22 protein-coding genes and 3 pseudogenes are annotated in these 25,576 nt (G+C 41.1%); 6 read left to right on the plus strand and 19 right to left on the minus strand.

Going from position 1 to position 25,576, the window contains the following annotated elements:
• Positions 1–3: 3 nt before the first annotated feature.
• Complete coding sequence (locus AC1TPB_RS04650) at positions 4–1,077, plus strand: recombinase family protein (protein ID WP_482075411.1); 1,074 nt, start codon at positions 4–6, stop codon at positions 1,075–1,077.
• Between the two features lie 39 nt (positions 1,078–1,116).
• Here the strand turns inward: AC1TPB_RS04650 and AC1TPB_RS04655 are convergent, their stop codons facing one another.
• Complete coding sequence (locus AC1TPB_RS04655; protein WP_482075412.1) at positions 1,117–1,821, minus strand: class I SAM-dependent methyltransferase; 705 nt, start codon at positions 1,819–1,821, stop codon at positions 1,117–1,119.
• A 429-nt stretch (positions 1,822–2,250) separates the two neighbouring features.
• Between AC1TPB_RS04655 and AC1TPB_RS04660 the strand changes: the two genes are divergently transcribed.
• The 5 genes from AC1TPB_RS04660 (at position 2,251) to AC1TPB_RS04680 (ending at position 8,229) form a co-directional block, all read left to right on the plus strand.
• Positions 2,251–2,655, plus strand: coding sequence for a hypothetical protein (locus tag AC1TPB_RS04660; RefSeq protein ID WP_482075413.1), 405 nt, complete (start codon positions 2,251–2,253; stop codon positions 2,653–2,655).
• Complete coding sequence (locus AC1TPB_RS04665; RefSeq protein WP_482075414.1) at positions 2,625–3,083, plus strand: hypothetical protein; 459 nt, start codon at positions 2,625–2,627, stop codon at positions 3,081–3,083. Before AC1TPB_RS04660 ends, AC1TPB_RS04665 begins: the two co-directional genes overlap by 31 nt.
• 1,032 nt (positions 3,084–4,115) lie before the next feature.
• Positions 4,116–5,984, plus strand: coding sequence for a DNA primase family protein (locus tag AC1TPB_RS04670; RefSeq protein WP_482075415.1), 1,869 nt, complete (start codon positions 4,116–4,118; stop codon positions 5,982–5,984).
• 304 nt (positions 5,985–6,288) lie between these two features.
• Entirely contained in the window at positions 6,289–6,513 is a 225-nt protein-coding gene (locus AC1TPB_RS04675) for a hypothetical protein (protein ID WP_482075416.1), read from the plus strand.
• Positions 6,514–6,531: 18 nt separating this feature from the next.
• The gene (locus AC1TPB_RS04680) at positions 6,532–8,229 is read left to right on the plus strand and encodes a recombinase family protein (RefSeq protein ID WP_482075417.1); all 1,698 of its coding nucleotides are present in this window, start codon (positions 6,532–6,534) and stop codon (positions 8,227–8,229) included.
• A 271-nt stretch (positions 8,230–8,500) separates the two neighbouring features.
• On the opposite strand, the gene AC1TPB_RS04685 is transcribed toward AC1TPB_RS04680, so the two are convergent.
• The 18 genes and pseudogenes from AC1TPB_RS04685 to AC1TPB_RS04770 all read right to left on the minus strand — a co-directional run bounded on the left by AC1TPB_RS04685 (position 8,501) and on the right by AC1TPB_RS04770 (position 24,619).
• Entirely contained in the window at positions 8,501–9,415 is a 915-nt protein-coding gene (locus AC1TPB_RS04685) for a metallophosphoesterase (protein WP_482075418.1), read from the minus strand.
• A gap of 13 nt (positions 9,416–9,428) precedes the next feature.
• Positions 9,429–10,400 (minus strand): ABC transporter ATP-binding protein, encoded by a 972-nt coding sequence (locus AC1TPB_RS04690; RefSeq protein WP_482075419.1) that lies wholly within the window; start codon positions 10,398–10,400, stop codon positions 9,429–9,431.
• Positions 10,372–11,406 carry an ABC transporter ATP-binding protein gene (locus AC1TPB_RS04695; protein WP_482075420.1) on the minus strand — a complete coding sequence of 345 codons (1,035 nt, stop codon included), beginning with the start codon at positions 11,404–11,406 and terminating at the stop codon, positions 10,372–10,374. The genes AC1TPB_RS04690 and AC1TPB_RS04695 overlap by 29 nt, the downstream gene beginning before the upstream one ends.
• A 14-nt stretch (positions 11,407–11,420) precedes the next feature.
• Complete coding sequence (locus AC1TPB_RS04700; protein WP_482062878.1) at positions 11,421–12,272, minus strand: ABC transporter permease; 852 nt, start codon at positions 12,270–12,272, stop codon at positions 11,421–11,423.
• Between the two features lies 1 nt (position 12,273).
• Positions 12,274–13,194, minus strand: a complete 921-nt coding sequence (locus tag AC1TPB_RS04705; protein WP_482075421.1) for an ABC transporter permease — start codon at positions 13,192–13,194, stop codon at positions 12,274–12,276.
• 100 nt (positions 13,195–13,294) lie between these two features.
• Positions 13,295–14,935 (minus strand): ABC transporter substrate-binding protein, encoded by a 1,641-nt coding sequence (locus AC1TPB_RS04710; RefSeq protein WP_482075422.1) that lies wholly within the window; start codon positions 14,933–14,935, stop codon positions 13,295–13,297.
• A gap of 146 nt (positions 14,936–15,081) precedes the next feature.
• On the minus strand, positions 15,082–16,221 hold the full coding sequence (locus tag AC1TPB_RS04715; protein ID WP_482075423.1) for a phosphonoacetaldehyde reductase: 1,140 nt from the start codon (positions 16,219–16,221) through the stop codon (positions 15,082–15,084).
• A gap of 32 nt (positions 16,222–16,253) precedes the next feature.
• Positions 16,254–17,039 carry a phosphonoacetaldehyde hydrolase gene (gene phnX / locus AC1TPB_RS04720; RefSeq protein WP_482075424.1) on the minus strand — a complete coding sequence of 262 codons (786 nt, stop codon included), beginning with the start codon at positions 17,037–17,039 and terminating at the stop codon, positions 16,254–16,256.
• Positions 17,040–17,241: 202 nt separating this feature from the next.
• Positions 17,242–18,009 (minus strand): DeoR/GlpR family DNA-binding transcription regulator, encoded by a 768-nt coding sequence (locus AC1TPB_RS04725; RefSeq protein ID WP_482075425.1) that lies wholly within the window; start codon positions 18,007–18,009, stop codon positions 17,242–17,244.
• 237 nt (positions 18,010–18,246) lie between these two features.
• On the minus strand, positions 18,247–19,026 hold the full coding sequence (locus tag AC1TPB_RS04730) for an alpha/beta fold hydrolase (protein WP_482075426.1): 780 nt from the start codon (positions 19,024–19,026) through the stop codon (positions 18,247–18,249).
• A gap of 146 nt (positions 19,027–19,172) precedes the next feature.
• On the minus strand, positions 19,173–19,358 hold the full coding sequence (locus AC1TPB_RS04735; RefSeq protein WP_482075427.1) for a hypothetical protein: 186 nt from the start codon (positions 19,356–19,358) through the stop codon (positions 19,173–19,175).
• A gap of 107 nt (positions 19,359–19,465) precedes the next feature.
• A complete protein-coding gene (locus tag AC1TPB_RS04740) occupies positions 19,466–19,960 on the minus strand; it encodes a pyridoxamine 5'-phosphate oxidase family protein (RefSeq protein ID WP_482075428.1) in 495 nt (164 codons plus the stop codon).
• Between the two features lie 215 nt (positions 19,961–20,175).
• Positions 20,176–20,295 carry an SDR family oxidoreductase gene (locus tag AC1TPB_RS04745; RefSeq protein ID WP_482075429.1) on the minus strand — a complete coding sequence of 40 codons (120 nt, stop codon included), beginning with the start codon at positions 20,293–20,295 and terminating at the stop codon, positions 20,176–20,178.
• A 73-nt stretch (positions 20,296–20,368) separates the two neighbouring features.
• A pseudogene (locus tag AC1TPB_RS04750) lies at positions 20,369–20,473 on the minus strand (oxidoreductase); the annotation flags it as partial.
• Between the two features lie 110 nt (positions 20,474–20,583).
• Positions 20,584–20,787 (minus strand): annotated as a pseudogene (locus tag AC1TPB_RS04755) (SDR family NAD(P)-dependent oxidoreductase); the annotation flags it as partial.
• A gap of 363 nt (positions 20,788–21,150) precedes the next feature.
• Positions 21,151–22,251, minus strand: a complete 1,101-nt coding sequence (locus AC1TPB_RS04760) for an S-layer homology domain-containing protein (protein WP_482075430.1) — start codon at positions 22,249–22,251, stop codon at positions 21,151–21,153.
• A 123-nt stretch (positions 22,252–22,374) separates the two neighbouring features.
• A pseudogene (locus tag AC1TPB_RS04765) lies at positions 22,375–22,718 on the minus strand (MFS transporter); the annotation flags it as partial.
• Positions 22,719–22,894: 176 nt separating this feature from the next.
• Positions 22,895–24,619, minus strand: coding sequence for a stalk domain-containing protein (locus tag AC1TPB_RS04770; protein WP_482075431.1), 1,725 nt, complete (start codon positions 24,617–24,619; stop codon positions 22,895–22,897).
• Positions 24,620–25,576: the final 957 nt, after the last annotated feature.

Here is a 25,576-nt window from a genome sequence, read left to right on the forward strand (position 1 = left end):
TAGATGCTGAACACTTCTGATGCTAATACGCTCTTGTCTGTTGCTAACAAAGAGGGCTACAAAACCAAAAGAGATGCTTTCTTTGCTATCCCAACAATAAAGACAATCATCACTAATCCTTTATACGCTGCATTCATTCGTTTCAATCAGGTTCAAAATTGGACTGAGAAAAGAAGAAAAGGGAAAAATGAAAACTTTACTCTTGTTAAAGGTGAACATGAACCTATTATTGATATGCTTGTTTGGGAAAAGGCACAATCTACGATTGAGATGAAGTCGCATAAGCCTACAAAAGCATTTTTTGGTCACTTCCCTTTGACAACCCTTTTGCGTTGTCCAATGTGTGGTAATGGAATGATTGGACACAGAACAAAAAACTCGACAGGCGAATACATCCGCTATTATCAATGTTCCACCCTACTTTCAAAAGGCTCTGCTGTATGTAAAACCAATTGGGTAAGAGCAAATGAAGCAGAAGATTTTGTCTATAAGAGGATAGAGCAGATTACTGCGAATCCTGACCTCCTAGAGAAGATTGTAGATAACGTCAATGGAAAAGTTTTAACCTTAAAACAACCACTACAAGAACAGCTTGAATATATTACAGAGCAATTACTAAATGTCGAAAAAAACACGAAGAAGTTCCTCAGAATAATTGAAACATCGGATAATCCTCCATCCTCTATATTGGATAAGTTAGTTTCCTTGGAAGCTGAAAAGAAGAAATTGATTGTGCAACAACGAGAAACAGAATATGAACTCGATAGACCAACTATAAAAGAAGTTTCATTTGAACAGGTTTACCAAGTATTGAAGGGCTTCTCTACAGTCATTACCAAAATCGAGCCTGAAAAACAAAAAGATTTACTACACTCCATCATTAGCAAAATCACCGTAAACCTTGGAAATAATCCAGACGAAAGAAGCGTCAAGGACATTGAATTGTTCTTCGACGCTTCTATAAACAACGACTTTGTGCTTACTTATGATACGCATCACCGCGCTGTCTGTAACGGCAAGTTTTTGAAAAAGGCCATCCTTGGCGGGATGGCCTTTTCTTTGCAGAACATGTCGTAACTTAACTTATGTTTCCGTTAGCTAAAGAACGGTTCGTATTTATTTTTCTCCAACGACTAGACCTAACGAAATCCACCGACCATTATCACGTGTAATCAGTTCTTGTTCCGCTTCTGAAATACGTCGCTGGTCGCGATAATTTAACCACCACTGATAGGCTTCTTCAAAGTAATAACTTTCAGTAATGGCTAATCCTTGTTCGGTAAATAAGTTACGATTCCAATCTAAAGTTGAAAAACATTTTTGAAACCCTAGATTGAATTGGCTATCTAATTCAACCAAATCATCAGGCATTGCACCAGATAAGCACATGGGTTCAGCAATTCCAATTCGCGCACCTGTTTTGGCTACCCGAATCATTTCAGTTAATGCTAAGGGGCGTTCATCCCCAATCATCTCAAACGATCCAATACTAATAATGGCGTCAAAAGTGTTATCAGCAAAAGGCAGTGACTGTGCTTTTATCTTCATCTGTAAAACCTGGTTCTCGACGCCCTGTTCAGTCGCATAAGCTTGGATTTCATTGGTTTTAGCCCACGGTTCAAGAGTAACCACCGAAACATTCCAATGCTTCGCAATGGTTGAAGCAATTTGACCTGAACCGCCTCCGACTTCTAAAATTCGCATACCAGGTCTAATATTTGTAGCTTTTACTAATGATAAAGCCATCTCAAACGAACCTGGTCCCCAAGCCTTTGGAGTTTCAATACTTAAAAATGGATTTATTGTGTTATTAGTATTCAATGTTTTTTCCCCCGTGTCATATGGATTATTATTCTGTGCACGGAAGATGATTAATAAGAAAAATTATTACCCTTCCGTGCCTCTAATAAAAGTTTCCGTAGCATTGATTTTGGCAATCATCCAAATCACTCACTTTCTATTAAGAATATAGTCAAGTTTATTACTAAGGAAAAAAATGGTCAAGGTATTTTTTTTCTATATTTAAAGAATCCGTCACGTTCTTTTGGTTATTTTTTGTTACTGTAGCATCAGCATGCCCTCTGAAGCCGCTTCCGACGTTGTCGACAACATGAATTTTTGTTTTTCACTTTACTGACCGTAAGCCCAATAACCGAATCAAATTGAATCTCAGACATATATCATGATAGTGCCCCAGTACCAAGACCCCTTTTTCGAGGGGTCATTTTCATTTTCAGGAGGGATGTAAGAATGAGAATCTTCAAGACACAGCAGGACTTTGACGCGTTGCGCCGCGCCGGAGCACTTCCGGCGGCAGTCCTCGATCAGATCGAGGACTACTTCCTGCAACTAAGGGATGAGCAGGAGGACGAAGAGGAGAGCGAGTTTCGCTTGGGTAAGCACGGCTACATCGTCGTTCTCGAAGCGGGAGACAACGTCCGCGATCTCGGCAACGTTGGGCTGAACCACGATGGCGGCGGACTGCTGGGCAGTTGCCCCGAGTACGTCGAACTGCTCGACGTAGAAGAAGGACTTCAGGCGTACAAAGTCGTGGTGCTGTACGACAACGACTACCTATTGACGTTCTTCACGCAGGCTGGAGTACACGACGAGGAGGTGGAACAATGGCTGAACGAACAGGCGCAAAGAAGCTGACAGCAAACGAGCTGATCGTCCAGAAGCTCAAGGAAACGTTTGACCGGAATGCTATCGAAGGCGAAAACGTTTGGGTCATGGTTGCGGCAGCAAGGCCTTTCCTTGAGGACGACGAAAACGAACTCTCCCAGAAAGCCGAACACGATGGGCAGAAACCCTCTCACCTCGTCCGCGTCGTGCTTCGAACCTCCGACGCCCAAGCGGGAACGAACCCGTACGTCGACGGCTCGGACTTTTTCCTTGCAGTCGACGAGCAACAGCAGACAGCCGAGTTCGTTTGGGAAGACGAAAGCTTTGCCGACGCGCCGCTCCTGCACGGTTCCGAAGTTCTGACGGCGATCAAGTGGATAAGCGAACTGTCCGAGTCGCCGCTGTGCGTTCGACTTGAAAACCCATTTCTAACATCTTCACAGAAGAACGAAAAGTGAAACCAGAGTGTGCCCCTCAGATCCTCTGAAACATCTGTCCTCCCGCACTTCCCAAACACACCAAGGGTTTTCTGCCGCCCTCCCTCTGCTCTGTGCTGTCCTGCTGCCAAAACCAAAAGACGACACAACATTTCTGTGCCACCTGCAAACAACTATCTTTCGCCAAATGTCGGTCACAGCTTGAACCTAAAGTGCCGAACTTGACGGACTTCTAAGTGGCTCAAGGCGTTGGCACTGCCGAAGCCACCCAACCGCCCTTATCTTGACCCGTCCGCAAAGTGCGGTACAGGATGTCAAGAATGCGGATGTCCAATTTATGGAAACCCATGCCCTGCAAGTTAGTTTGCCAAACAGGGCGGCAGTACGGCTCAATGCTAGTACCTCGTCATGTGAGAAATTCTGTTTTTCATCTTCACTCGGTCTATCGTCCAGCACGGCGTTGATCACTCTAAACACTTTTCCTTATGCTCTTTTCTTTTCAAACATGATCATCTAAAAGAAAGGGGAAAACCTCATTTGAAGACAGCAAACATCGTCAAGCTTCTCATCTTGTCAGCAAAAATCATCGAGATCTTGAGTGATCATACCCACTCAAACAACAAAAAGTCGGGAACACACGAGCGTCGAGTCTAATACCGGATGACCCTCCTTTGCAAAGCAACCTAGCAGTCCATCTCACCCATTGAGTCTTCCAGAAACGCGTATTCCCGGTCACAAAATGTTCACAAATCCCCATGTGCAGCCGGAGGCCGTGGAGATTCAGAACAAAAAGCTTGTGCATCCCTCGAAAAAAGGCCAAATCGCAAAAAATCGCTTGAGATGCCTTTTTCGATTAATTTCGCCAAAAACTGTTCAACAAAATCCAATTCAAATGCCCAATCCGAAACCTTTCGCCCTCGAAGTCCACGGGGAAAACCTTGACGAGCTTTTGTCGAGGTAGCCCCCAAACTACATTTTTCACATCGATCTACCATTAGAAACCGATTCCCAAACCCTGCTATGATATGAGCATTAAGACAAGGGGGGATCGCGATGAGTGAAGAAGCAAAAACAACTGTCCTTCAAACGATCGAGCAGTACAAGGCAGGCGATGCTGGCGCTCCGTTCGAACGTCCTGTGCTCCAAGCGCTAATACATTTGAGTCAGGAAGACATAGCAGACTTCCAGCGGATGAGGTCAGCATTCACCGATGCGGGGGTTCCGCTCCGCGAGCTGAACAAAGCGCTCAAGATGGAACTGGAAAAGAGTACACAAACGAAAAGCGTACAGTCAGGGGAGCAGCTGTTTCCGCCCGAAATGATCAAAGAACTGGAGGAAAAAGGTTTTATTGTCGATCCGTACAAGGGAGTCACCGACATCCAGCCCAACCTGTTCGCCAAGTACGTTCTCAAGACCTTCAAACTGCGATTCACCACTGGGGAGCGCTTCTACTACTACAAGAATGGCGTCTGGAAACCGCTCCGGGAAAAGCAGTTGCAGCGGTTCTTGTATGACCTGATTGAACGAGTACAAAAAAACGTTTGGCGCCCGGCTTGGGAGAGCGGCTACATGACCACTCTTGCTAGGTCAGCCAAGTACGTTTCCGAGTTCGACATGAACAGAAACTACATCAACTTGGCGAACGGGATGTTCAACACGGAAACGTTTGAGCTGGAGGATCATGACCCAGTCCTCCACTCCAGCATTCAGAACCTCATCAACTATGAACCGGATGCGGAATGCCCAAGGTTCCTCAAGTTTCTTAATGAGATTTTTCAAGGAGACCAGCAAATCCTCAAGGTCGTACAAGAAATGATGGGTTACTGCTGCACAGCGGAAACGAGGGCGCACAAGATGTTCATTCTGGAAGGCATCGGCTCGAACGGAAAGTCGGTGCTAATTGAAGTCATCGAATACTTGTGCGGGAAGCAGAATGTTTCTCACGTCCCTATGAACGAGCTAAGCCAACCTTTCGCGCGGGCCGAACTCGTCGGGAAGCTTCTCAACGTCTCGTCCGAGAACGAGTTCAGTCAAAAGGGACTAAACACTCAGCAAATCAAGACTCTCACAGTTGGCGACATGATTCGGGTCGAGAACAAGCACGAGAAGGGATTCAGTTACCAGCCCGTCTGTAAGCTGCTATTCGGCATGAACACCCTTCCGGCCACCTTGGACAAGTCGCACGGTTTCTTTCGCCGCCTTGTCATCATTCCGTTCCGCAGGGTGTTCAAAGGCGCAGACGCTGACAAAATGTTGCTGGAAAAGTTGTTGGAGGAACTTCCCGGAATTCTCAACTTCGCGATGGAAGGACTTGAACGGCTCAGGGCAAACGATTACGTTTTCTCTAATTCCGAGGCGATTGAGCAAGCTGTCTCCAATTACAAGAGCGAACAGAACCCGGTCATCACTTTTGTCACGGACTTCGTTCTAGCTGGAAACAAAAGCGACCGACTTGGCAAGAACGATCTGTTTGAACGATTTCAGATTTGGTGCAGACAACATGGCGAGATGGATTTCGCCTACAAAGCGAGCAAAGACCGCCGCGTATTTTGGGCCGCTTTCCGAACAGCATTACTTGAGGCTGGGCTTCCAACACCGGACGAGGCCACTAGCAACGGTTGGAGATACTTTCCCGGTTTGGTTTTGCTGGATGAGAGGAAGAAGAGTATGACCGACTTGTTTGACGACTTTGATGAATTGGAAGATGAAAAAACGGGAATAGAAGTCACCGATGAACACCTCGAAGATGACGCTATCGCCTACGAAATCGATTTTCTGGTCAACGGGTTTTGCCAAAACTTGTCTTTCAATGAGTGGTTGGAAAAAAACGAAGACCCATCTGATCTTTGTACGTTCAGCTTCAGGCGGGTGGCTGTTGAAGAAAACCCACAGTTTCAAGAACAAGTGACTGTGTTAGCGTAACAACTGTTTTTGCCGAACTGCTGAACTTTGCCGCAAACCACAGTGTAGGCTAGTAAAGATGACAGCCTGCGGTGTGAACTGCAACGCACTTTGCCGCACTTTGCCGCACTTTGCCGCACTTTGCCGCACTTTGCCGCACTTTGCCGCACTTTCTGTAACCAACATTTCGGGTTGGTAGTGCGAGTCAGTGCGATACAGTGCGGGTGGCTTCCCAGCGACACAAGAAAATAACGACAGGACGGCACATTTCAGGTGCCGTCCCCCACCATCCCAAAAAGAATTTTTCAACGAAGGAGTGGTAACCGTGCAACTGACAACTCAAGACAACTACCAAACAATGGTCGGGATTCTCGCAGAGATGTTAACAAGCTACCTTTCAAAACTGCAAAGACGGATGAAGTTCGCCAAAGTCAACGAGCAAACATTCCAATTGATTAGCGCCATTCTCGAACAGGAAGACGAAGAGCAGGCCGACTTTGAGATGACCGTCGAACTGCTCGGAACACCGCAGTTCAAACAAATTGCCTGAACAAAGGAGGTCAGGGCCATGCCCCCGACAAAACGAAAAAACTCTCCGATCAGCGTTCTTACAACACCCTTTCCTCCCGTCGTGGATCACATTGCCATCTACGCCAGAGTGAGCACTGAGGAACAAGCAGAGCAGGGTTACAGCATTGAAGCCCAGTTAGAAACGCTTCGGGCTCTCTGCAAGCAGGAGCACAAAGTTGTCTTCAAGGAGTACGTGGATGCAGGGATTTCCGGAAAGACAATCGAAAAGCGCCCGGCACTGCAGCAGCTTTTGGATGATGTCGAGAGCGGAAATATTCAAGAAGTACTGGTCTGGAAGATCGACAGGATAAGCCGGAAGCTTTCCGACCTCATGTACATCACAGAGCATCTTAAGAAACACAACGTGACATTCAGAAGCTTTTCCGAGAAGCAGTTCGATACTTCGCCAGCGGGGAACGCCATGATGCAATTTTTCGGCATCTTAGCTGAACTACAACGGAACATGATCGTGGAGAATGTGAAGATGGGCATGAAGCAACGAGCGCGAAACGGTAAGTGGAACGGGGGTCAGGTGCTGGGGTACGATGGTGTCGAGATTCCATTAGGTAGAGAGAAAGAAACCGTCCTGCGCCCTAATCCGATTGAGGCAAAACTGGTTCGAAAGATCTTCCGGATGTACGCCAGCGGGCAAGGGCTTCGAAGTACCGCCAACCAATTGAACCATGAAGGCTTCAAAACGAAGCCCGGAAACACTTTTAGCAGTGTGGCAATCAAAACCATCATCAACAACCCTTTGTACGTCGGAAAGATCAGGTACAACGTGCGGGAAAACTGGAGTGAAATGCGGCGCAAAGGCATCAACCCCGAGCCGATCATAGTTGACGGAGAGCACGAGCCAATCATCTCCCAGGATTTGTGGGATGCTGTTCAGATGTTGTTCCAGAAAAAATCTTTCTCACCGCCACGTGTCTTTGACGGAACGTACCCGCTGGTCGGTCTGATGAGATGCCCCCAGTGCGGCTCGACACTTGGTGCGCACCGCGTCTGCGACACGCTCAAGGATGGCACAAAGGTTGTTCGACGCTACTACATTTGCAACGCATTTCGAAACGGCGGACGGAGTGTTTGCAGTTCCAACTCCGTCAAGGCGGACGTAGTCGAACAATTCGTGTTTGAGAGGTTGGCCGAAGTCGTCCAGAAGCCCAAAGTACTCGATGACATCGTAAAGAAACTCAACAAAGATCGCACAAAGAGCGTCGGGCCGCTCCAGAAGGAACTTGAAGCGTTCGAAAAGGAATTGGCATCCATCGAATCGCAACGAAAAAAGTACTTCAAGCTGTACGAAACCGATGCCGTCGACGATGACCTTTTCGTCGAGCGCCTCATCGAATTGAAAGAGAAGCAGGAACAGTTCGCGCGGCTCAGAGCAGAAACCGAAAGACAGCTGTCTGATAGCACGTCAGACCCCATCCCGCTCCAGCAAGTGCGTCAGGCATTGTCCCAGTTCCAAAGCGTACTTAGTGCGTCGCCCGCCGAAACACAAAAGACTTTGCTCCAGACGGTGGTAAAGCAAATCCACGTCAAGAATGGGCGAAAAGTCGAAGGCATCGAACTAGAGTTTGACCCGAAAGTCCAAAAGCATTTTTTTGAGTTGGTCCCTTCTGCCAAAACGGCGGAGGGGGCTTTTGCTTTCCGCAAGCAAAAGTCCTCCTCCAAGTACACTATCGTCATTTGACCTCAAAACAGCACGCAGAAGCCCTTTAACGAAACGTATTCCGTGAGATTGCCCTGTCCCTGAGCCAAGCCATTCAACGAGCTTTCCAGGCCCCCTGTGAGTTTCCTCCAAAAAAACTTGCCGCTACTTATGATACGGTTCACCGTATCACAAGTAATGCAGGGAGAACTGGAACAACAAGCCTTATGCTTAAAAATTCTATGAACAAGCTACTTAACAGCAGGGTAAATAATAACTTGTTTTCTTTCATATGATTAATTCTCTCTATATATTAATAATTAAATTCTATTACATAATCTTCTTTTTCTTCAAAAAGATCTTGATAAGGATTATATACACGTAACTGCATGCTTTGTTTTTCTATGTCCCAATTAACAAGACAAAACCTTCCTTCTCCCCCCCGCTCTTCCCCTTGCCAATTATACATACATTGAAACACTGAATTATCATGTACTCCTTGATCAAATTTGTAACTAACATTAATCGGAAGATGGTGTCCTGAAAATATTGCTCTTAGCTTTGCATAATATTTAAAGTGCATTTGCCACATTTCTTCTCCATCTAATCCATCTGAAACAGCTTCATACTTATACTTCGGATTGGTTTTTTTATTTTCATGAACACGTTGCCCATCTATGTTCATATAACTATGTGTAACAATGATGAGCTCGTAGTCTGGGTGTTTTTTTACTACTTTATCTAGCCATTTCAGCACTTCTCGTCTTGGCATAAATTCTAATACTACAACTAATATATTCGACGTTTCAATTTGAATTAAAGCATACATGTTTTCAGTTTTGTATCTTTCATATGTATCGCCATACCATTCCTGCTCCTCAATTTTGTGGGTTCCAAAGTATTGATTGAACATATGTAGTGAACGTCTATTCTCGGGTGAAATAGGACCACTTGTCGAAACAATAGGTTCGTCATAGTCGTGATTGCCTGGCGAAATCAGAAAGGGTATGTTCATATCCGCAATACCTTTCACTGCGGCCTCTGCAATTTGATATTCTTTCTCTTCAATTGCTCCTTGATCTACAATATCCCCAACATGCAGGACAAATTTTATTTGATGTGACTCTGCATTTTTTTGAATCCATGTTGTACATCGCTTAAAAAGGTCAGGATAATATCTCGTTATTTTTTGCGTGTCAGGAATAACTGCAAAAGAAAATATGCACATTTAGCTTCACATCCTAATTTTTATATAGCATACATGCCACTTGATGACCATTCGTACTGATTTTTAGTTCAGGCATGAACAACGAACATTCCTTTAAAGCTTTTTGACATCGAGAGCGAAAGGCACAACCACTAGGAATGTGAAATGGACTAGGTATTTCCCCTAAAATTGGCTGCTCTGTTTGTTTTGTAAAAGGATTGGGTTCTGGAGCGGCATCGAGTAAGGCTTGCGTATATGGGTGCTTAGGGCTTGAAAATACATCTTCTACATTACCAATCTCCACTATATTTCCTAAATACATAACTGCAACACGATCAGCAAAATATTGTACTACGGATAAATCGTGTGAAATAATAGCAATAGTTAGACCCAACTCTTCTTTTAAATCAGATAATAAATTAATAATTTGAGCCTGAACAGAGACGTCTAATGCAGATACCGGTTCGTCAGCAACTAATAATTTTGGGTGTGAGACAAGTGCTCTAGCTATCGCTACTCTTTGTTTTTGGCCTCCTGATAACTGATAAGGAAGTTTATTCAAAAAATCTTGAGGAAGTTGGACCTTTTCAATAATAGAGCGAATCTGTTCCTCTTGTTCCTTCTTATTACCAAGCTGATTAACTGCTAAAGGTTCTCTGATACTGTCCAATAACTTTAATCTTGGATTTAAAGAGCTATTGGGATCTTGAAAGATCATTTGCATTTCTTTTCGTAATGGCTGCATTTGCTTACGATTATATGAAGTAATCTCTTGTTTCTCAAAAAAAATTTTCCCTTCAACTGGCTCATTTAGTCTTAATAATGCTCTGCCTAGTGTGCTTTTTCCTGAGCCAGACTCCCCCACTATAGCTAAAACTTCGCCGCGATAAATATCTAAATTTATCTGATTAACTGCCTTTAATTTTCTTTTCTTAAAAATAGTAGAGAAATCAAAATGAATACTTAAATTTTGTGCGCTAGCTATTATTTGCGTATTTAAGCTCAACCATTTTCTCCTCCTCCAATAAATGACATCTAACTTGATGGGAGCTACTTAGCGTTGATAATTGAGGTAATTCAGAGTTGCATTTTTCTTTAGCATATGGGCATCTTGTATGAAATGGACAGCCTGTCACGGTTATAGTGGCACTTGGAACGGTACCTTGAATAGCTAAAAGTCTTTCCCCCTGTGAAGCTCTCTGGCCTTTTTTCGGAATTGATCCGAGAAGAAGCTGGGTGTAAGGATGACTTGGGTTAGTGAATAGCTCCATCACCGAAGCAGATTCAACAACTATCCCCCGGTACATGACTGCAACCGTGTCAGCAAATTGAGCAACAATACCCAAATTATGCGTAATAAACATCATAGACGTTTGACGCTCTTGTTTTATTTTTTTCAATAAATATAATATTTGTGATTGAATCGTTACATCAAGAGCGGTCGTTGGCTCATCTGCTATGAGCAGCTGTGGATCACAAGCCATTGCCATAGCGATCATAACTCGTTGTTTTTGACCTCCGGAAAATTGAAAGGGGTAAGAATGATAGCGATTTTTCGCTTCTGGTATGCCTACCTGTTCAAGTAATTCAATAGATTTTAGCTTAGCTAATTTACGTGACATCTCTTTGTGCTTAATAAGCACCTCAGAAATTTGATCACCTATAGTCAATAAAGGATTTAGTGCTGTCATAGGCTCTTGAAATATCATTGAAATACGTGAGCCTCTGATCTGCTCATACTCCTTTGTTGAAAGTTGCGTTAAAGAGATAGGGTCCTTGTCAGTATAAAGTAGCATTTCTCCCTCAATACGGGTGTTTTTTAACTTCGAATTTTGACCAATTAGCCCCATAATAGCTAAAGCAGTTAGACTTTTTCCACAGCCTGATTCACCTACCACTGCTACAATTTCACCCTTATGAATCGTTAAATTAACACCATGTACAGCATGAATGTCCGTTTTGTCCTTTCTAAACTTAACCATTAGTTGTTTTATCTCTAGTAATGGCTCCATATAATCACTCTCCTCTATTCTCTGTGACTCGAAAGCTGCATGCGTTCTTTAAAATAATCACCGATGTTTTGTACAATAAAGGACATACATACGATTAGTAGCGCTGGTAATATTGAGATCCACCATGAGGTCATCAGATAATTTCTACCTTCACCGACCATCCGACCTAAGCTCGCTGTAGGTGGCTGAATTCCGAATCCTAAAAATGATAGCGAAGATTCCATCGTTAAAATTGCAGGAAAATATAAAGTGATCATTACTAATACTGTTGGTAAAATATTAGGTAGAATATGTTTGCGAATAATATATAAAGTAGATCCTCCAGAAGCTTGAGCGGCTTCAATATATTGATTTTCACGAAGAGATAATACAAGACCTCGTACAATCCTCGCGTAATTTTCCCAGTTTGCAAGTCCTAATAAAACTATAAAAACAATGGGATCTGTACCAAAAATAACAATACCCATTAATAAAATTAAGGTATAAGGAACGGCGAATTGAAAATCAACTACAGCCATAATTATGCGATCAACAATCCCTCCCATATAACCACTTAATAAGCCGGCTGCAACGCCGACTATACAGCCAATAACAAGCCCGATAATAGCTATACCTATCGTTGTTTGCATACCATAAATAACTCTACTTAATAAATCTCTACCTAGTTGATCAGTGCCCAATGGATGAGCCCATTCACCGCCTAAAAATACTGGGGGTAAATTATTATGCATAAGGTTTGTCGCATTAGAATCATATGGAATAATCCAACGTGCAAAAACGATTATAAAAATAAGCACGCCTAGCAAAAGCATATTAAGCTTCATATACCAAGATAAGGAGGTCCAAAATCTAGTTAATTTAATCAAGTTATCCCGCCTTTCGAACTCTTGGATCAATGATCCCGTACAATAAATCAACACATAAATTAACAATAACTACGATGATAGCAAACCCTACTACTGCAAACTGTATAACCGGAAAATCCTTATTCATTACAGAATCTACTAATAGCTTCCCTAAGCCAGGCCATGAGAATACACTCTCTACAAAAAGAGCGCCTCCTAAAATATTTATAACGAGCATACCGAGCACAGTTGTAATGGGAATCAGTGCATTGCGAAAGGCGTGCTTACATATAACAACAATCTCCTTTAATCCCTTTGCTCTTGCTGTTCGAATGTAATCTTGAGAAAGTACTTCTGTTAAACTCGTATAAACATATCTAATAATGGTCGCAATGGGATGAATAGAAATAGCAATTACAGGCATAATATATCTCTTCCAGCTTCCCATTCCCATTGATGGAAGAAGATTAAGATGAAAGCTAAATACGACAATTAATAGTATTGCAATCACAAAACCAGGAATGGCATATCCGAGACATGCGATGAACATAATGACGTTAACATATTTACTATTATTGAAAAATGCTGCCAAAAATCCTAATGCTATACCTATGATTGCACTCACCAAAAATGCCCAAATGCCGAGTTTAAATGTTTCTATGGCTGCATTCTTAAATATGAGCGTAACATCACGACCATCATGAATGCTGTTACCAAAATGACCATGCGATACTTCTTTTATATAAATAATGAATTGTTCATAGATTGGTTTATCTAAACCATACTTTACCTTTAACGCCTGTCCTTGCTCTAATGTTAAGCCTTCTGGAAACATCATACTAAATGGATCACCTGTTAAGCGTGCACCTATAAAAACAAATGCAAGTACAGCCAATACGGTAACAATCGCTTTTACAATTCGTTGTAAAAGATAACTATACACTCTACTATCACTCTTTCCATTTAGAATAAGAAAGCTACTATGAAGGTAACCGTCATAATAGCTTTCATTTGACTTTTCTATAGTCTAAACATTCATTTTATCATTCATTTGTTAACTTAATTTCACCAGAGCGTAAAGAGATTGTATACGCACGATAATTTTTAGGTAGCTCCCATTCATAAGAACTGCTAACTCCAATGTATTCAAAAGGTTGGTACATTAAAATAAATCCTGCTTCATCTTTTGCAATTTCATTCAATTGACGAATTGCGTCCTTTCTTTCTGTTACGTCAGTCGAATAACGTGCTTTTTCCATATAAACATCCCAATCAGGATTTTGTGGGTCCCATAATCCGCGAGTGCTTACCCAAATCGTATCTGACCAAGAAGCATCAATTAAACCCATTGGATCTGGGTAGTAAAGCGGGTTGGACCAAGTTCGAACCATTACCTCTGAATCTGGAATGGCATTAACATCTGGTACTTGCGTCAATGTCGCAGTTACACCAATTTGCTTCCACATTTCAATCATAGCTTGAACAGCTAAATCACCATTAGTATAGTAATCTGCACGAATGACAACTTCAACTGGGGTGCCATCATAGCCTGACTCAGCAACTAATTGTTTAGCTTTCTCAACATTATATTCAACTGTTTTCACGTCATCTAAATACATATCCCCATAATCGGAAAATTGTAAGGATGTTGGGACTTTTGCTTTATCGTTCCATAGTGCACTTACTAACGCTTCACGATCGACAGCTAAATCTAAAGCTTGTCGTAATTTTTTATTTTTCATAAATTCATTATTCATGTTCAGCACTAAAACGTGGAATAGTGGGTAAGCAGCTTCTACTAACTGAACATTCGGTTGATTTGCTAATACTTGTTCTTGCTCAGGTGGGATACCTACAGCGATGTCAATCTCACCATTAGCTAAGGCGGTGACACGAGAGGCAATCTCTGAGATAAAAGTATACGTTACTTTCTTCACTTGAGCCTTTTCACCCCAGAAATCATCAAAGCGTTCTAGCACGGCACTTTCCTTTGGTACAAAAGAAGTTACCTTGTATGGCCCTGTTCCTACTGGCATGGCATCAGCCGCATCTAGCCCGACCTGCTCGATATATTCCTTTGAAGTAATAGCACCACTAATATCTGATATAAATATTTCCACAAGTGGATCTTCAACTAATGTATGTACACGTACAGTTAAGCTGTCAACAATTTCAACTTTATCGAACGTATTAAAATAGCGTCCATAAGCGTTGTCAAAACGTTCTTCACTTTGTTCGAAAATACGATTTAGCGAATAGGCAACGTCCTCTGCATCCATTATCGTATCATCATGAAATTTTACGTTTTCGCGTAGTTTAAACTCCCACACTGTAGGCTCTACTTTTTCCCAACTCACAGCTAGACCAGGCAAATATACTAAGTCTTTAGAGTGCGGATCTCGCAGGATTAAAGTATCATAGATATTGTATTGAAATTGTGCATCAGCATTTGACGTTCTTGTATTTTCAAGACCTGCGGTAAACTGATTCGTACCAATTCGTAAGTGTTCAATTTCCCCAGTTTCCGTTGCTGTTGATGTGTTAGGTTTTGGACTCTCCGAATCTATTTGATTAGACGTGTTAGATGATAATGTCTTGTTGTTAGGGGCATTATTCGCGCAAGCTGCTAACATCGAAATACAGAAAAGTAGAATCAATAGCTTGTTAACCAGTGGACTTTTCATTATGATTCCTCCAATTTAGTTGTATTGATAGTTATAAATATTGGACATTTCGTTATAAAACTTATCCCCAAAGTTATCAAACTTAAGATGGTACACATTTGCCTTAAAATACACATTACCATTCATTCTTATTGATGGACAAAGTTTTATAGTAATCGTTGTAAAACTGTGATGAGTTGATCCTTCGTTAAAATAACTGGGTTATTGTTCATACGTCCCTTTGTGTATGCACGATCTACAATGTCATGAAGTGAGCTTTCACTTACGCCGTAGCTTTGAAGCTTTGTAGAAAGTTCATATTGTTCATATATCTTGAACACTTTATCTTCTACGTGTTCAGCACTATCAACACCAAATGCTTGCAATAACGGTTCAAGCTCTTCAATGTTTTTAGCGTTAATAAAAAACAGAGAGCCTAGTGTAATACTTGTTGCTATGCCGTGCTCAATGCCAAACATCAGTGTTAGTGGATAAGAAATGGAATGACATGCCGTCGTCATCGTATTGCTAAAGGCCATTCCCGCATATGCACTTGCAAGTGCAAGCTTATTACGAATCGTTAAGCTTGTTGGATCATGCTTTAGTAAAGGTAAATACATCATAATCTCTCGGATTGCTTGTAGAGAATAAACTCTCGTATTAGGATTACTATTAATAGACCAATATGCTTCCGTCGCATGACATAGTGCATCTAGGGACGTGATTACACTTAACTTTAATGGCATATGCTGTGTTAACTGTGGCGTAATCAATGCACTGTGAGCATACAATTTCTCATGTGATACAGAATATTTCAAATCCAACTCAGTATCCCAAACCGTTGCCCACTTTGTCAGTTCAGAACCTGTACCAGAAGTAGTAGGAATTCCAATCCAAGGAATCGATAAATCTTTTTCTGAATAACTTTGCTCCATAATAATAGTTCGCAAGCTATTCGCATCTTTAATTTTTTGAGATTTTGTCGCAATTAATGTTTTGGCAATGTCCAGTACACTACCACCGCCAATTGATATAATTAGCTCATAATTGAACTTAGAGATTTGATTAGTAAGTTCGACAATGTCTGTTAAATTAGGATTAGATAGTGTAATCTCCTTAATTAACACCTTTTTTTGATATAGCTGCTCCATAATTGGCGCTAAAACTTCCATTTTCTCTACACTTGCTCCCCTAGTTAAAAGCAGAACATTGTTGATATGTGAAAAGGATGTTTCTATTGCTGCCGCTAGTTGCTTTGCTCCATCCGCTTCAAAATATAAGCATACTGGATTGAAAAATTTACTCACCTGCATCACTCCAATTCCTTCAATCCAATCATTTACCTTTGTTGAATTTGCATAATGACACTATATATATCTCCTATTTCATCGATAACAAAATCTGCTTGGGCAGCAATATAACGAGCACGAACGTCATCCATTTTTTGTGAAAGTGCTTGCTTACTCAATGCATGAACCTCTGCTTCTGTTAAACCAAGCTCACTTCCCCCTTTTATTACGCCTACACTCCATACACCAGCATTTTTTGCTTCATGAATATCTGAAATCGTATCCCCAATCTTAATCACTGCATGTGGTGGAAACACCTCAAGCTCTTCCATATTTTTATAAATCATATAGGGATAAGGACGACCTGCCTTTAATTCATCTCCACATACTAAGTAGTCAGGCTGGTATCCTTTCAAAGCTGCATGAGGCGCTACAACCTCCATCATTTTTTTAGTATAGCCTGTAGTTGATCCGATTTTAATTCCGTCTGCTCTAAGTCTTTTTATTAGATTTAACACACCAGGTATTGGATCTGTATAGTCTTCTAAGGAAAGCATTAGCTCCTGCTCAAAATAGTCGTATAGCTCATAAATATCCTTTTCCGTTGGTGAACTCCCATATCTGTCAAGCCATAGCTTTTCTATCCGTTCAAATGTAAGCATTGTTTTGATATGATCAATCTTTAAAAGTCCCATTGGTCTACGGACCTCTTCAGTTGTAACAACAATTTCTTTTTTTGCAAAAGCAGAAACAAAGGCTTGAACTGGTGCAAAGCAACCATAGTCTACAGTCGTTCCTGCCCAATCAAAAATAACTGCCTGTATACTCTTGTTCATATTAAACCTCCTCTCAAGATTTTTTATCTTACTCCTCGGATTATATATAATTCAAAATATAATTCAATGTATTTTGCGTTTATTTACATAAGTTTTACAATATTTTAAGTTATTTTGCCGTTTTATATAATAATCGCAATAAAAAAAAGCATTCTATAGCGAATGCTCATTTTTGTGTAAAGGTATTTAATTTCTTATGCAGCTAATCTGAGACAATAATATTGACCTGTTGCTCTATGTATTTTTCATGTAGGCTAGCATCTAAATGTGAGTCCGTAATGATCGAGTCAATCGCCTGTATCGGACAAATATTGAGGTAAGACATGGATTCAAACTTACTTGAATCAGCAACAACAATCTTCTGATTAGCAAAACGCAACATTGCATTAATTACCTCAGATTCGCCCTGTCTAAAATCAGTAAGTCCCTTCTCCAAAGAAATAGCATTAACTGCAATAAATGCAACATCAATATTAAATTGAGATAATTCCTGTTCAAACGATCTGCCATATAAAGAATACTCCTCAGCATTTAATATTCCACCTGGAACAATAATTGTAAAGTTTCGGTTTTCAGCTAATACTTCAGCTACCTTAAGCGAATTAGTAATGATCGTTAATCGATTAAAACTCTCTACTAGTTTCTTAGCCACTTCAATATTAGTTGTTCCTGCATTTAATGCGATTGCTTGATTTTCTTTAATTAGGGATATCGCTTTTGTCGCTATTTGCTTTTTTCTTTGTAGATAGGTAACCGTTCTCTTATGGAAAGATTTATTCGTGACCGCTTCATCAACTACAACAGCTCCACCGTGCACACGCAGTAATTTATTTACTTGTTCCAGATAATCTAGATCTCGTCTTACAGTATCAAGTGAGACCTTGATTGTATCCTTTAGTTCCTTAACTGTTACATTTCCACGTTCCTCAAGCTCTTGTAAAATTATACGATGACGTTCTGACGCTAACATGAAACCGCCTCTTTATCCTTTTTTTTGCTTGTTATTGCATTTTTAATATAGCAAATATCATAATAGTAGTAAAGGAAGAAAACTAGCCATATAAAATATCGATTCATTCGTTAATGGGAATAAATGACCCGTATAATGTTTCAACTAAATGGGATATGGACCTCTGTTTGGAATTTAAATGAAATAAGACTACTTGATCGTGGAACATCAAGTAGTCAAATCTAATCAAATGTCTCACTAAATAAATTCCATCAATAGCTTGTTAAACTTATCACGTTCATCATAAAACGTCGCATGACCACTATATTGGAAAGGGACAAGCTTACTATTTTTAATCAGTTTACTTGTTTCCTCAGCATTAGAAAATGGGATGACTTGATCATGGATACCATGAATAATTAGTGTAGGTACTTCTATTTTATCCAGATCGTTATTCACATTCTCATCTCTTAGTGTTTCCATAATTGCAACAGTGGACCAACCAGCAGCTTGCAATCCTAGCTGAAAGAACCAATCCGATAATGGTGGCGTTATATATTGAAAGAAAAAGAGATCAGATAAACCCCACAACATTTTGGGTCTATCATTAAGTGTTTCTGCAATGAAGTGATTTGCAGTATCTGCAGGTAATGCGTGTGGAGACACAGCATCTATAAGTACGAGCTTAGTTACTCCATATCCTTGATACTTCGCCATATAGCGAATACATATCGCTCCGCCCGTGGAATGACCCGCCAAGGCAAAATCTTTCAATTGCAAAGCATCAACTACAGCACGAACATCGTCTGCCAGTCTATCAAAACTATATCCAGTGAATGGTCTATCTGAATTCCCAAAGCCTCTCCAATCCATACCTATACAGCGATATCCCATCGCAGGAAGAATATTATATTGATATTCAAACTGTTTATGACTCAATGGCCATCCATGTAAAAATAGAATCGTTTTCTTTCCCATAGGATTAATATCTTCAACATAAACACTTACACCTGGTTCTACGGTTACATAGTTTCCCACGCTAACTCCTCCGATAATGATATTCTTGATAACAATAACGTATTCATTTGAGAGGAATTAGGTGAATGCCTATATTTAATTTGAGCAAAGTTGGATTAAAATTTGGTTTTTTTAAATGAAATGAACGAACCATTCGATTTCTGCATCTAATTCCATGCAGATCGTTCGCTTACAGGATTTCTCTCGGTAGAATTATCATTAACTCCTAATTCAGTAGCAAACTCTTCGTTGGTGTTTTTGAAACTCTGTTTGTTATGACTCTTCTTTGCTTTATTTCCTTTTGCATTGGAACCGTCTTTCGATTTCGTATGGTTCACTTCTTCATTTAACATTGTTAATCCTCCTCATTAATCCCTTTTACGAAATACAGAAAAAATTTTATATCTTGTAGCTATATTTTCATAAATAGTTTATCCAGCACGATGGTTTTTATCATGTCCTAGTTACTTAGATCGACAACTTGATTCAAAGCTGATTCCTCAGACTGTTTACCTGTTAGTTTGTTCATTAACTCCTTTACTACCTTAGTCCAGTTTCCCATCTCCCAATACTCCGCAGTGTCCGCTTTAACTTTGATTAATATTAGATTAGGATCATCACTAGTCGTTTTCAGCATCTTTTCGTAAGCAATATTCCAAAATTCTTTTATCTTATCCCTGCTATCCACTAATTCAGCTTTTCCCCGTATCGAAACATAGGATTTACCCGCATATGCTACATTCACATTCGGATAGTTAACGAGTTCATCATATACATTGGTGTCTTTCATTGTCATAAACCATAAGTCTCCATCAAAATCAACCTCTTGAGTCTTCATAGGACGCGATACTAGACCTTGCTCCGTGGCTGATGTTAGCATGGCTATGTCTATTCCTATAATTAAATTCCTTACCGTTTCAATTGCCTCCTGATCTAATTCATGTGTATTTGTCATATTCAGCACCTCATTTTTTATATTGAAAGATTATCTGTTATCTTTCGCAAAAATGACAGAAGCTAAACATTAAATTTTTTAACTTTTAACCATTTATGTACCTTACTTGTTTCTATAGCATTTCTAAATGAAATTCAATTCACTCAAAATAGCTTTAAAACAAAAAAATAGCTACTCGGATAAGTGGCTATTTACTGTAATTCATATATTAAATTTTACTGCCCTAATTGACCGCCATCCACCGTATAAATCGATTGAGACATATATGAAGCGTCATCTGATAGTAAGAAGACTGCTACATTTGCTACTTCTTCTGCTTCTCCATATCTTCCCATAGGTACTGCAGTACCCTCGCTTCTTAATGACAGGAACAACGTATTTCAGTCCGAGGACAGCGCCCTTAACATTGACATTAAACACTAATTCGAAGGTCTCTGTTGGATAATCTTCAATATTTTCAGTAATTCCTTCTATCCCTGCATTATTGAAGAAACCATCAATTTTCCCATGAATAAATGCCTCCTAAAAATACAATCTTTTGAATTACAAAACGTTAGTCAATGTAATTATTGCGCTGTATATCCACCATCAACAGTTAAGCTATTTCCAGTCATAAATGAAGAATCTTCACTAGTAATATTTGCTTTTATAAATAGAGCTTCAGCATTAAGCGCCTTTAGCTCTTGCTCAAATTGCTTTCCTTTTTCTTCATTTAGATCAACTAGAACCACTTTTTCTCCTTCTGAAACGAATAAACGTGCTGTTGCTGCACCGATACCAGAAGCTCCAACAGTAATTACTGCTACTTTGTTTTTCAGTTTGCCCACAATAGAGCCCTCCAGTACAATATTTGTAATATTACTATTTACAATTTAGCCAAATAATACAAGGGTATTTTGTTAATAATTTTTTTTCGATTCGATCAACCAAATCCCTGACAATATGGATTATTTCAAACGTTATACAGCCTTTGGCTTTTATGGACTTATGTACTCGCATAAGCATATAGGAAATTAATTCAAACAATTTTGATGTCTGAATTACAATCTTTGGACATACAAAAGCTCCCCTTGTGTAGATAGGTTTTATTATTCAACCTGTCTACCACAAGGGGAGCATATAAAAATACTGACTTCATACCTTTTATTTGCTTAACAATCGCCGTTCCATTCTCGACATCAATCGTAACTTCAAATGCCAGGGTTTGGATTTGGGTTCGAGCTTTCACTTGGGTTCGGACTTTCGCTCGAGTTCGGACTTTCGCTCGGGTTCGGACTTGGACTCACGCTCGGCTTAGGACTCGGACTTGAGCTTGGACTCGGAGTCGGGATCGGAGTCGGAGTTGGTTTCAAGTTAGGATCCTCATTCTTCACCGGGTTACCATAAAGCGTCTTAAGGTTAAGGTCGCTTACATCGACTAACGGCATGTTATCCGGGTCAAACGGTAGTGCGTTGCGCAACTTAATAATGATCGTCTTCATATCATCGGACAGCTCAAAACTGTATAATTCTGGATCGAACGGCACGCCATCAATTTTAATCTTGGACAGGTCTATGGACTTCGGATCAACCTTTGCCGTCAACGTCAGATGCAAAATATCTCCTGCTGCAAATTGCGCTCCAATCACATACAGAGGTCGAATCTCTTCGATCTTTTTAGCGGTTACGAAGGCTCCAGCAGCTAGATCTTCTCGGTCTGATGGTGTTTTCCCATCGAACGTATTATCTGTATCCTTTGGAAATAATCCAAGTTGGAGAGCCATATCAACATAACCTTGAGCCCAAGCGGAAACAGTCGGATGATTGCCTGTCGCTGCCTTCGCTTCATCCTCTTTGCCCAACGCACGAACTAGAAATGTCGCTAATTGCTCTTTGGTCACCTCGCCTGCAGGGTCAAATTTATCGCCACCCACGCCATCCGTTATTCCAGCTTTCCTTAGCGCTTCGATAAAAGGTAATGCATATCCCACTCCGGAATCGTCTGCCTTTACGTCTGTGAAGGATGATGTCTTGAGATCTGGGTTAACCGTAAGACCAGTAATTAACGCCGCTACCTTCGCAAATTGGGCACGATTCATCTCTTCTTTCAATCCAAAAGTTGTATCGGATGTACCGTTGAAGACGCCTGCTGATATCAATGCATCAAACTTAGCCTTCGTCGCTGCATCCAAGTCCTTCAGGTCAGTGAAATCATCCGACGACTTTGCGGTAATCATGTTGCCGCCAAACGACATTGCAAAGATTAAACAAATAGACAATAAGATAGAACTAATAAATGATTTCTTTTTCATAATTATTATTCAACCCACTTTCTATATTTTTTCTTACTTCATACGGAATAATTTTAACATCAATTAATTCGTCAAATCTTAATGAATTCTTAATGGATTTCAATGAGATCGTATTTCTTACTCCTACTCTTGTGATGCTTCCTTTATTAACGGCATCCCAGCTTCAACCAATCGTTTGTTACGAATGAAGAAAATGGACAGTATTACAATAAATAACCCTGTTCCGACAAGTAGCCATTCAATCTCAATTATATCCGCAAGCGGACCGAATATTAGCATCCCGATAGGCATCATGGAAGTTGATATCATACCGAACACGCCAAATATGCGTCCCATGATGTAATAATTGCTCCGTCAGCCCTCATACCGACAGAGAATGCAATTTCAATAGCTGTCAATCTCCAGTAATCATCTCCGAAGCTACGCGTCACTTGTAGTGGAGTCAAAAATGTAGCCGGCGCCATCAACTTTAAAGTGTAACTACATCGGAGCATATTAAGAAGTTGTCGGCATGGCACCTCGTTAAAGAGTCCTATTTGAAAATAGAGTCGGACCATTCTCCCAAAGAGAATAGCCCGACTCCATTTCTGTTAAGAGCTGTTTCTATTATCCAAGATACAACTGCCCCTCATGCAATCTTGTATTAGGGTAGCTGATGAATCGACCAGACTATATCCGTACTGAAACCAAGGGTTAGACCGTCTGCTTCGTAATATAATCTAACGTCATCACCAGCTTGTAGCTCTACATTACCGGTTAGCGTCACCGTCGCACTACTTAGTACGGTCCTTAGAGTTAACATCAGTGCTATATTGACGTCTAAGATAGGCATATAACCTTTTATTAAATCAGTGTTGTCATTCTTCCTCACAGTAAAAACTGGATCAATGCCGTTTCCTATGCTTGCACTAACTGAAGAGTTAGTCTTGTAGTTAACAGTAGCATGTATCGCATACTTACCAGTGGCTGGTGCCGTAAATATCCCTGTAGCAGGATCGAATGCAAGGCTTCCGTAATAAGGGGATACATCAATCCAATTCGTGAATTCCGTGCTACTAGCGATGGAGGTTGTCGTACCCGAAGCAGAAAATCCTTCCGAGGTAACAGAAGTCCCAGTCCCTGCCGGGCCTGCAGGACCCTCTGGCCCTGGATCTCCTTGGTCACCTTTATCTCCTTGCGGTCCTACTGCTCCCGGATCGCCTTTATCGCCTTTATCTCCTTGCGGTCCTATTGCTCCCGGATCGCCTTTATCCCCTTTATCTCCTTGCGCTCCTACTGCTCCTGGATCGCCTTGGTCACCCTTATCTCCTTGCGGACCTGCTACTCCCGGATCGCCTTTATCTCCTTTATCTCCTTGCGAGCCTACTGCTCCAGGATCGCCTTGGTCACCTTTATCTCCTTGCGATCCTACTACTCCCGGATCGCCTTTATCACCCTTATCTCCTTGCGGTCCTGCTGATCCCGGATCGCCTTTATCACCTTTATCCCCTTGCGAGCCTGCTGATCCCGGATCGCCTTTTTCACCTTTATCTCCTTGCGTGCCTACTGCTCCCGGATCGCCTTTTTCACCCTTATCTCCTTGCGAGCCTACTGCTCCCGGATCGCCTTTTTCACCCTTATCTCCTTGCGTGCCTACTGCTCCCGGATCGCCTTTATCACCCTTATCTCCTTGCGTGCCTACTGCTCCCGGATCGCCTTTATCACCCTTATCTCCTTGCGTGCCCGCTGATCCCGGATCACCCTTGGAACCTTGTGAGCCTGAATACCCCGGATCACCTTTATCTCCTTTATCACCCTCTGGACCTTGCGGACCTGTCTCACCCTTTTCTCCCTTTGGCTTTTCAATTGTCTGAGTATTAATATTGACTTGCCCATTCATACTGTCCCATTTGATTTCTAGTCCAAGTGAAGTAGCTAATGCTCGTATTGGTAAATATATGCTATTTTTGTATGATATCGGATAAATTTGATTTTGATTCGTGTCCAATAATTGAACTAGCTTTCCGTCAACATATATTGAGGGGGTGGATTTCAATACCGATACTGTTGCGCCTACTTTCATCCCCTTCTCGTTGTTTGTAGAAGCCACCGATGTCGTAGAACCAGTCGTAATATAAACCGCTCGATCCTCTTGATTCCAGCTTATCTTGAATCCAAGTAACTGAGAAGTTGCCCGAAGCGGTAAATATAATGAATTATTGATTGAAATCGATAGAATATCCGCTTCTGTTTTCTTGCCATCAACGTAGATTGGTGTATATGTTACTTTCCCTTGCTTACTTACTGTTTCCGCAGCTGCGGGTAAAGCAGATACACTGAATGCAATTAATACAAATACAAGTAGTGCGATTAAATTTTTTTTCATCATTTTAAATCTCCCTTTACCAAATTTTATCTTCACTTTTTATATCACTCCCACTTTGGTTGTCCTACCATAAAAAAACCTCTGGAAAATTACTCCTATAAAATATTATAATTTCATTTTTAATATTTTTCTGTAACTTAGGTTACAAACAAATAAGTATAGAGTGAACTTAAGAGTTAGCCGAACGGTAGACAGTTATGATAGACTCAACTACCGAAGGGGATTTTTCATAGCAAAGAAAGGACAAACCTTTTAACGATATGATGATGCAAAACGAAGTTGATTGTTGATTCCGAACATAAAAAATACAGAGCAACTGGGGTATTCCCCCGTCATGCTCTGTATTCAGAATTTATATACTACTATTCAGTTCAGTTTACTCCTTCTCTGCGTCCCCAGTCGTAACTGGATTCCCCTCATTACTACTCCAGTCGCTCCAGCTACTCATCCCTATGCGAATATATCTTCTTGGCATGCTAGAAGCTCGAAAAGTGCCATGCTGGGCAATCCTACAAAGATGCCTCGTAAACCAATGTCAGCACATAGTAGCGACTGCACCCTTCCCAAGGAGTGAGAGGTTCACTTGCGATGCTAAGCCTTACGAAAATGTTTGGTTTAACAATTGGGGGTAAACTAGAGCTGGCTGTGGTTCCAATACCTATTCGCTTGGCAAGGTGACTGATGATACCCATCTTGACGGCTACCAATCTTGTACGGTAAAATCTGCCCATAAAATAAAAGGACATGGTTCACACTTGAGTTTTACCTATTGGTTTGCCCAACGGAGACTGCAGGGAACGTTGTTGCGTTACCCAATTATAGCCGTCTCCCTCATAAAACACAGAAAACCACCTATCCTCCTCGCAGGCTAGGTGGTTTTCGCTATGTCCTTGTTAATCATTGCCAAAACATAATCTACCATGTTTTAATAGATTTAGGAAAACGACATAAGAAAGGTAG

Source organism: Paenibacillus sp. Y951 (genome assembly GCF_056786395.1).

Excerpts from the sequence above, each read along its gene's own strand:
- AC1TPB_RS04740 (WP_482075428.1), bottom strand. The coding sequence starts at position 19,960 with ATGACAAATACACATGAATTAGATCAGGAGGCAATTGAAACGGTAAGG.
- AC1TPB_RS04670 (WP_482075415.1), top strand. The coding sequence starts at position 4,116 with ATGAGTGAAGAAGCAAAAACAACTGTCCTTCAAACGATCGAGCAGTAC.
- AC1TPB_RS04680 (WP_482075417.1), top strand. The coding sequence starts at position 6,532 with ATGCCCCCGACAAAACGAAAAAACTCTCCGATCAGCGTTCTTACAACA.
- phnX (WP_482075424.1), bottom strand. The coding sequence starts at position 17,039 with ATGAACAAGAGTATACAGGCAGTTATTTTTGATTGGGCAGGAACGACT.
- AC1TPB_RS04770 (WP_482075431.1), bottom strand. The coding sequence starts at position 24,619 with ATGATGAAAAAAAATTTAATCGCACTACTTGTATTTGTATTAATTGCA.
- AC1TPB_RS04695 (WP_482075420.1), bottom strand. The coding sequence starts at position 11,406 with ATGGAGCCATTACTAGAGATAAAACAACTAATGGTTAAGTTTAGAAAG.
- AC1TPB_RS04745 (WP_482075429.1), bottom strand. The coding sequence starts at position 20,295 with ATGGGAAGATATGGAGAAGCAGAAGAAGTAGCAAATGTAGCAGTCTTC.
- AC1TPB_RS04650 (WP_482075411.1), top strand. The coding sequence starts at position 4 with ATGCTGAACACTTCTGATGCTAATACGCTCTTGTCTGTTGCTAACAAA.
- AC1TPB_RS04735 (WP_482075427.1), bottom strand. The coding sequence starts at position 19,358 with ATGTTAAATGAAGAAGTGAACCATACGAAATCGAAAGACGGTTCCAAT.
- AC1TPB_RS04760 (WP_482075430.1), bottom strand. The coding sequence starts at position 22,251 with ATGAAAAAGAAATCATTTATTAGTTCTATCTTATTGTCTATTTGTTTA.
- AC1TPB_RS04660 (WP_482075413.1), top strand. The coding sequence starts at position 2,251 with ATGAGAATCTTCAAGACACAGCAGGACTTTGACGCGTTGCGCCGCGCC.
- AC1TPB_RS04710 (WP_482075422.1), bottom strand. The coding sequence starts at position 14,935 with ATGAAAAGTCCACTGGTTAACAAGCTATTGATTCTACTTTTCTGTATT.
- AC1TPB_RS04685 (WP_482075418.1), bottom strand. The coding sequence starts at position 9,415 with ATGTGCATATTTTCTTTTGCAGTTATTCCTGACACGCAAAAAATAACG.
- AC1TPB_RS04725 (WP_482075425.1), bottom strand. The coding sequence starts at position 18,009 with ATGTTAGCGTCAGAACGTCATCGTATAATTTTACAAGAGCTTGAGGAA.
- AC1TPB_RS04665 (WP_482075414.1), top strand. The coding sequence starts at position 2,625 with ATGGCTGAACGAACAGGCGCAAAGAAGCTGACAGCAAACGAGCTGATC.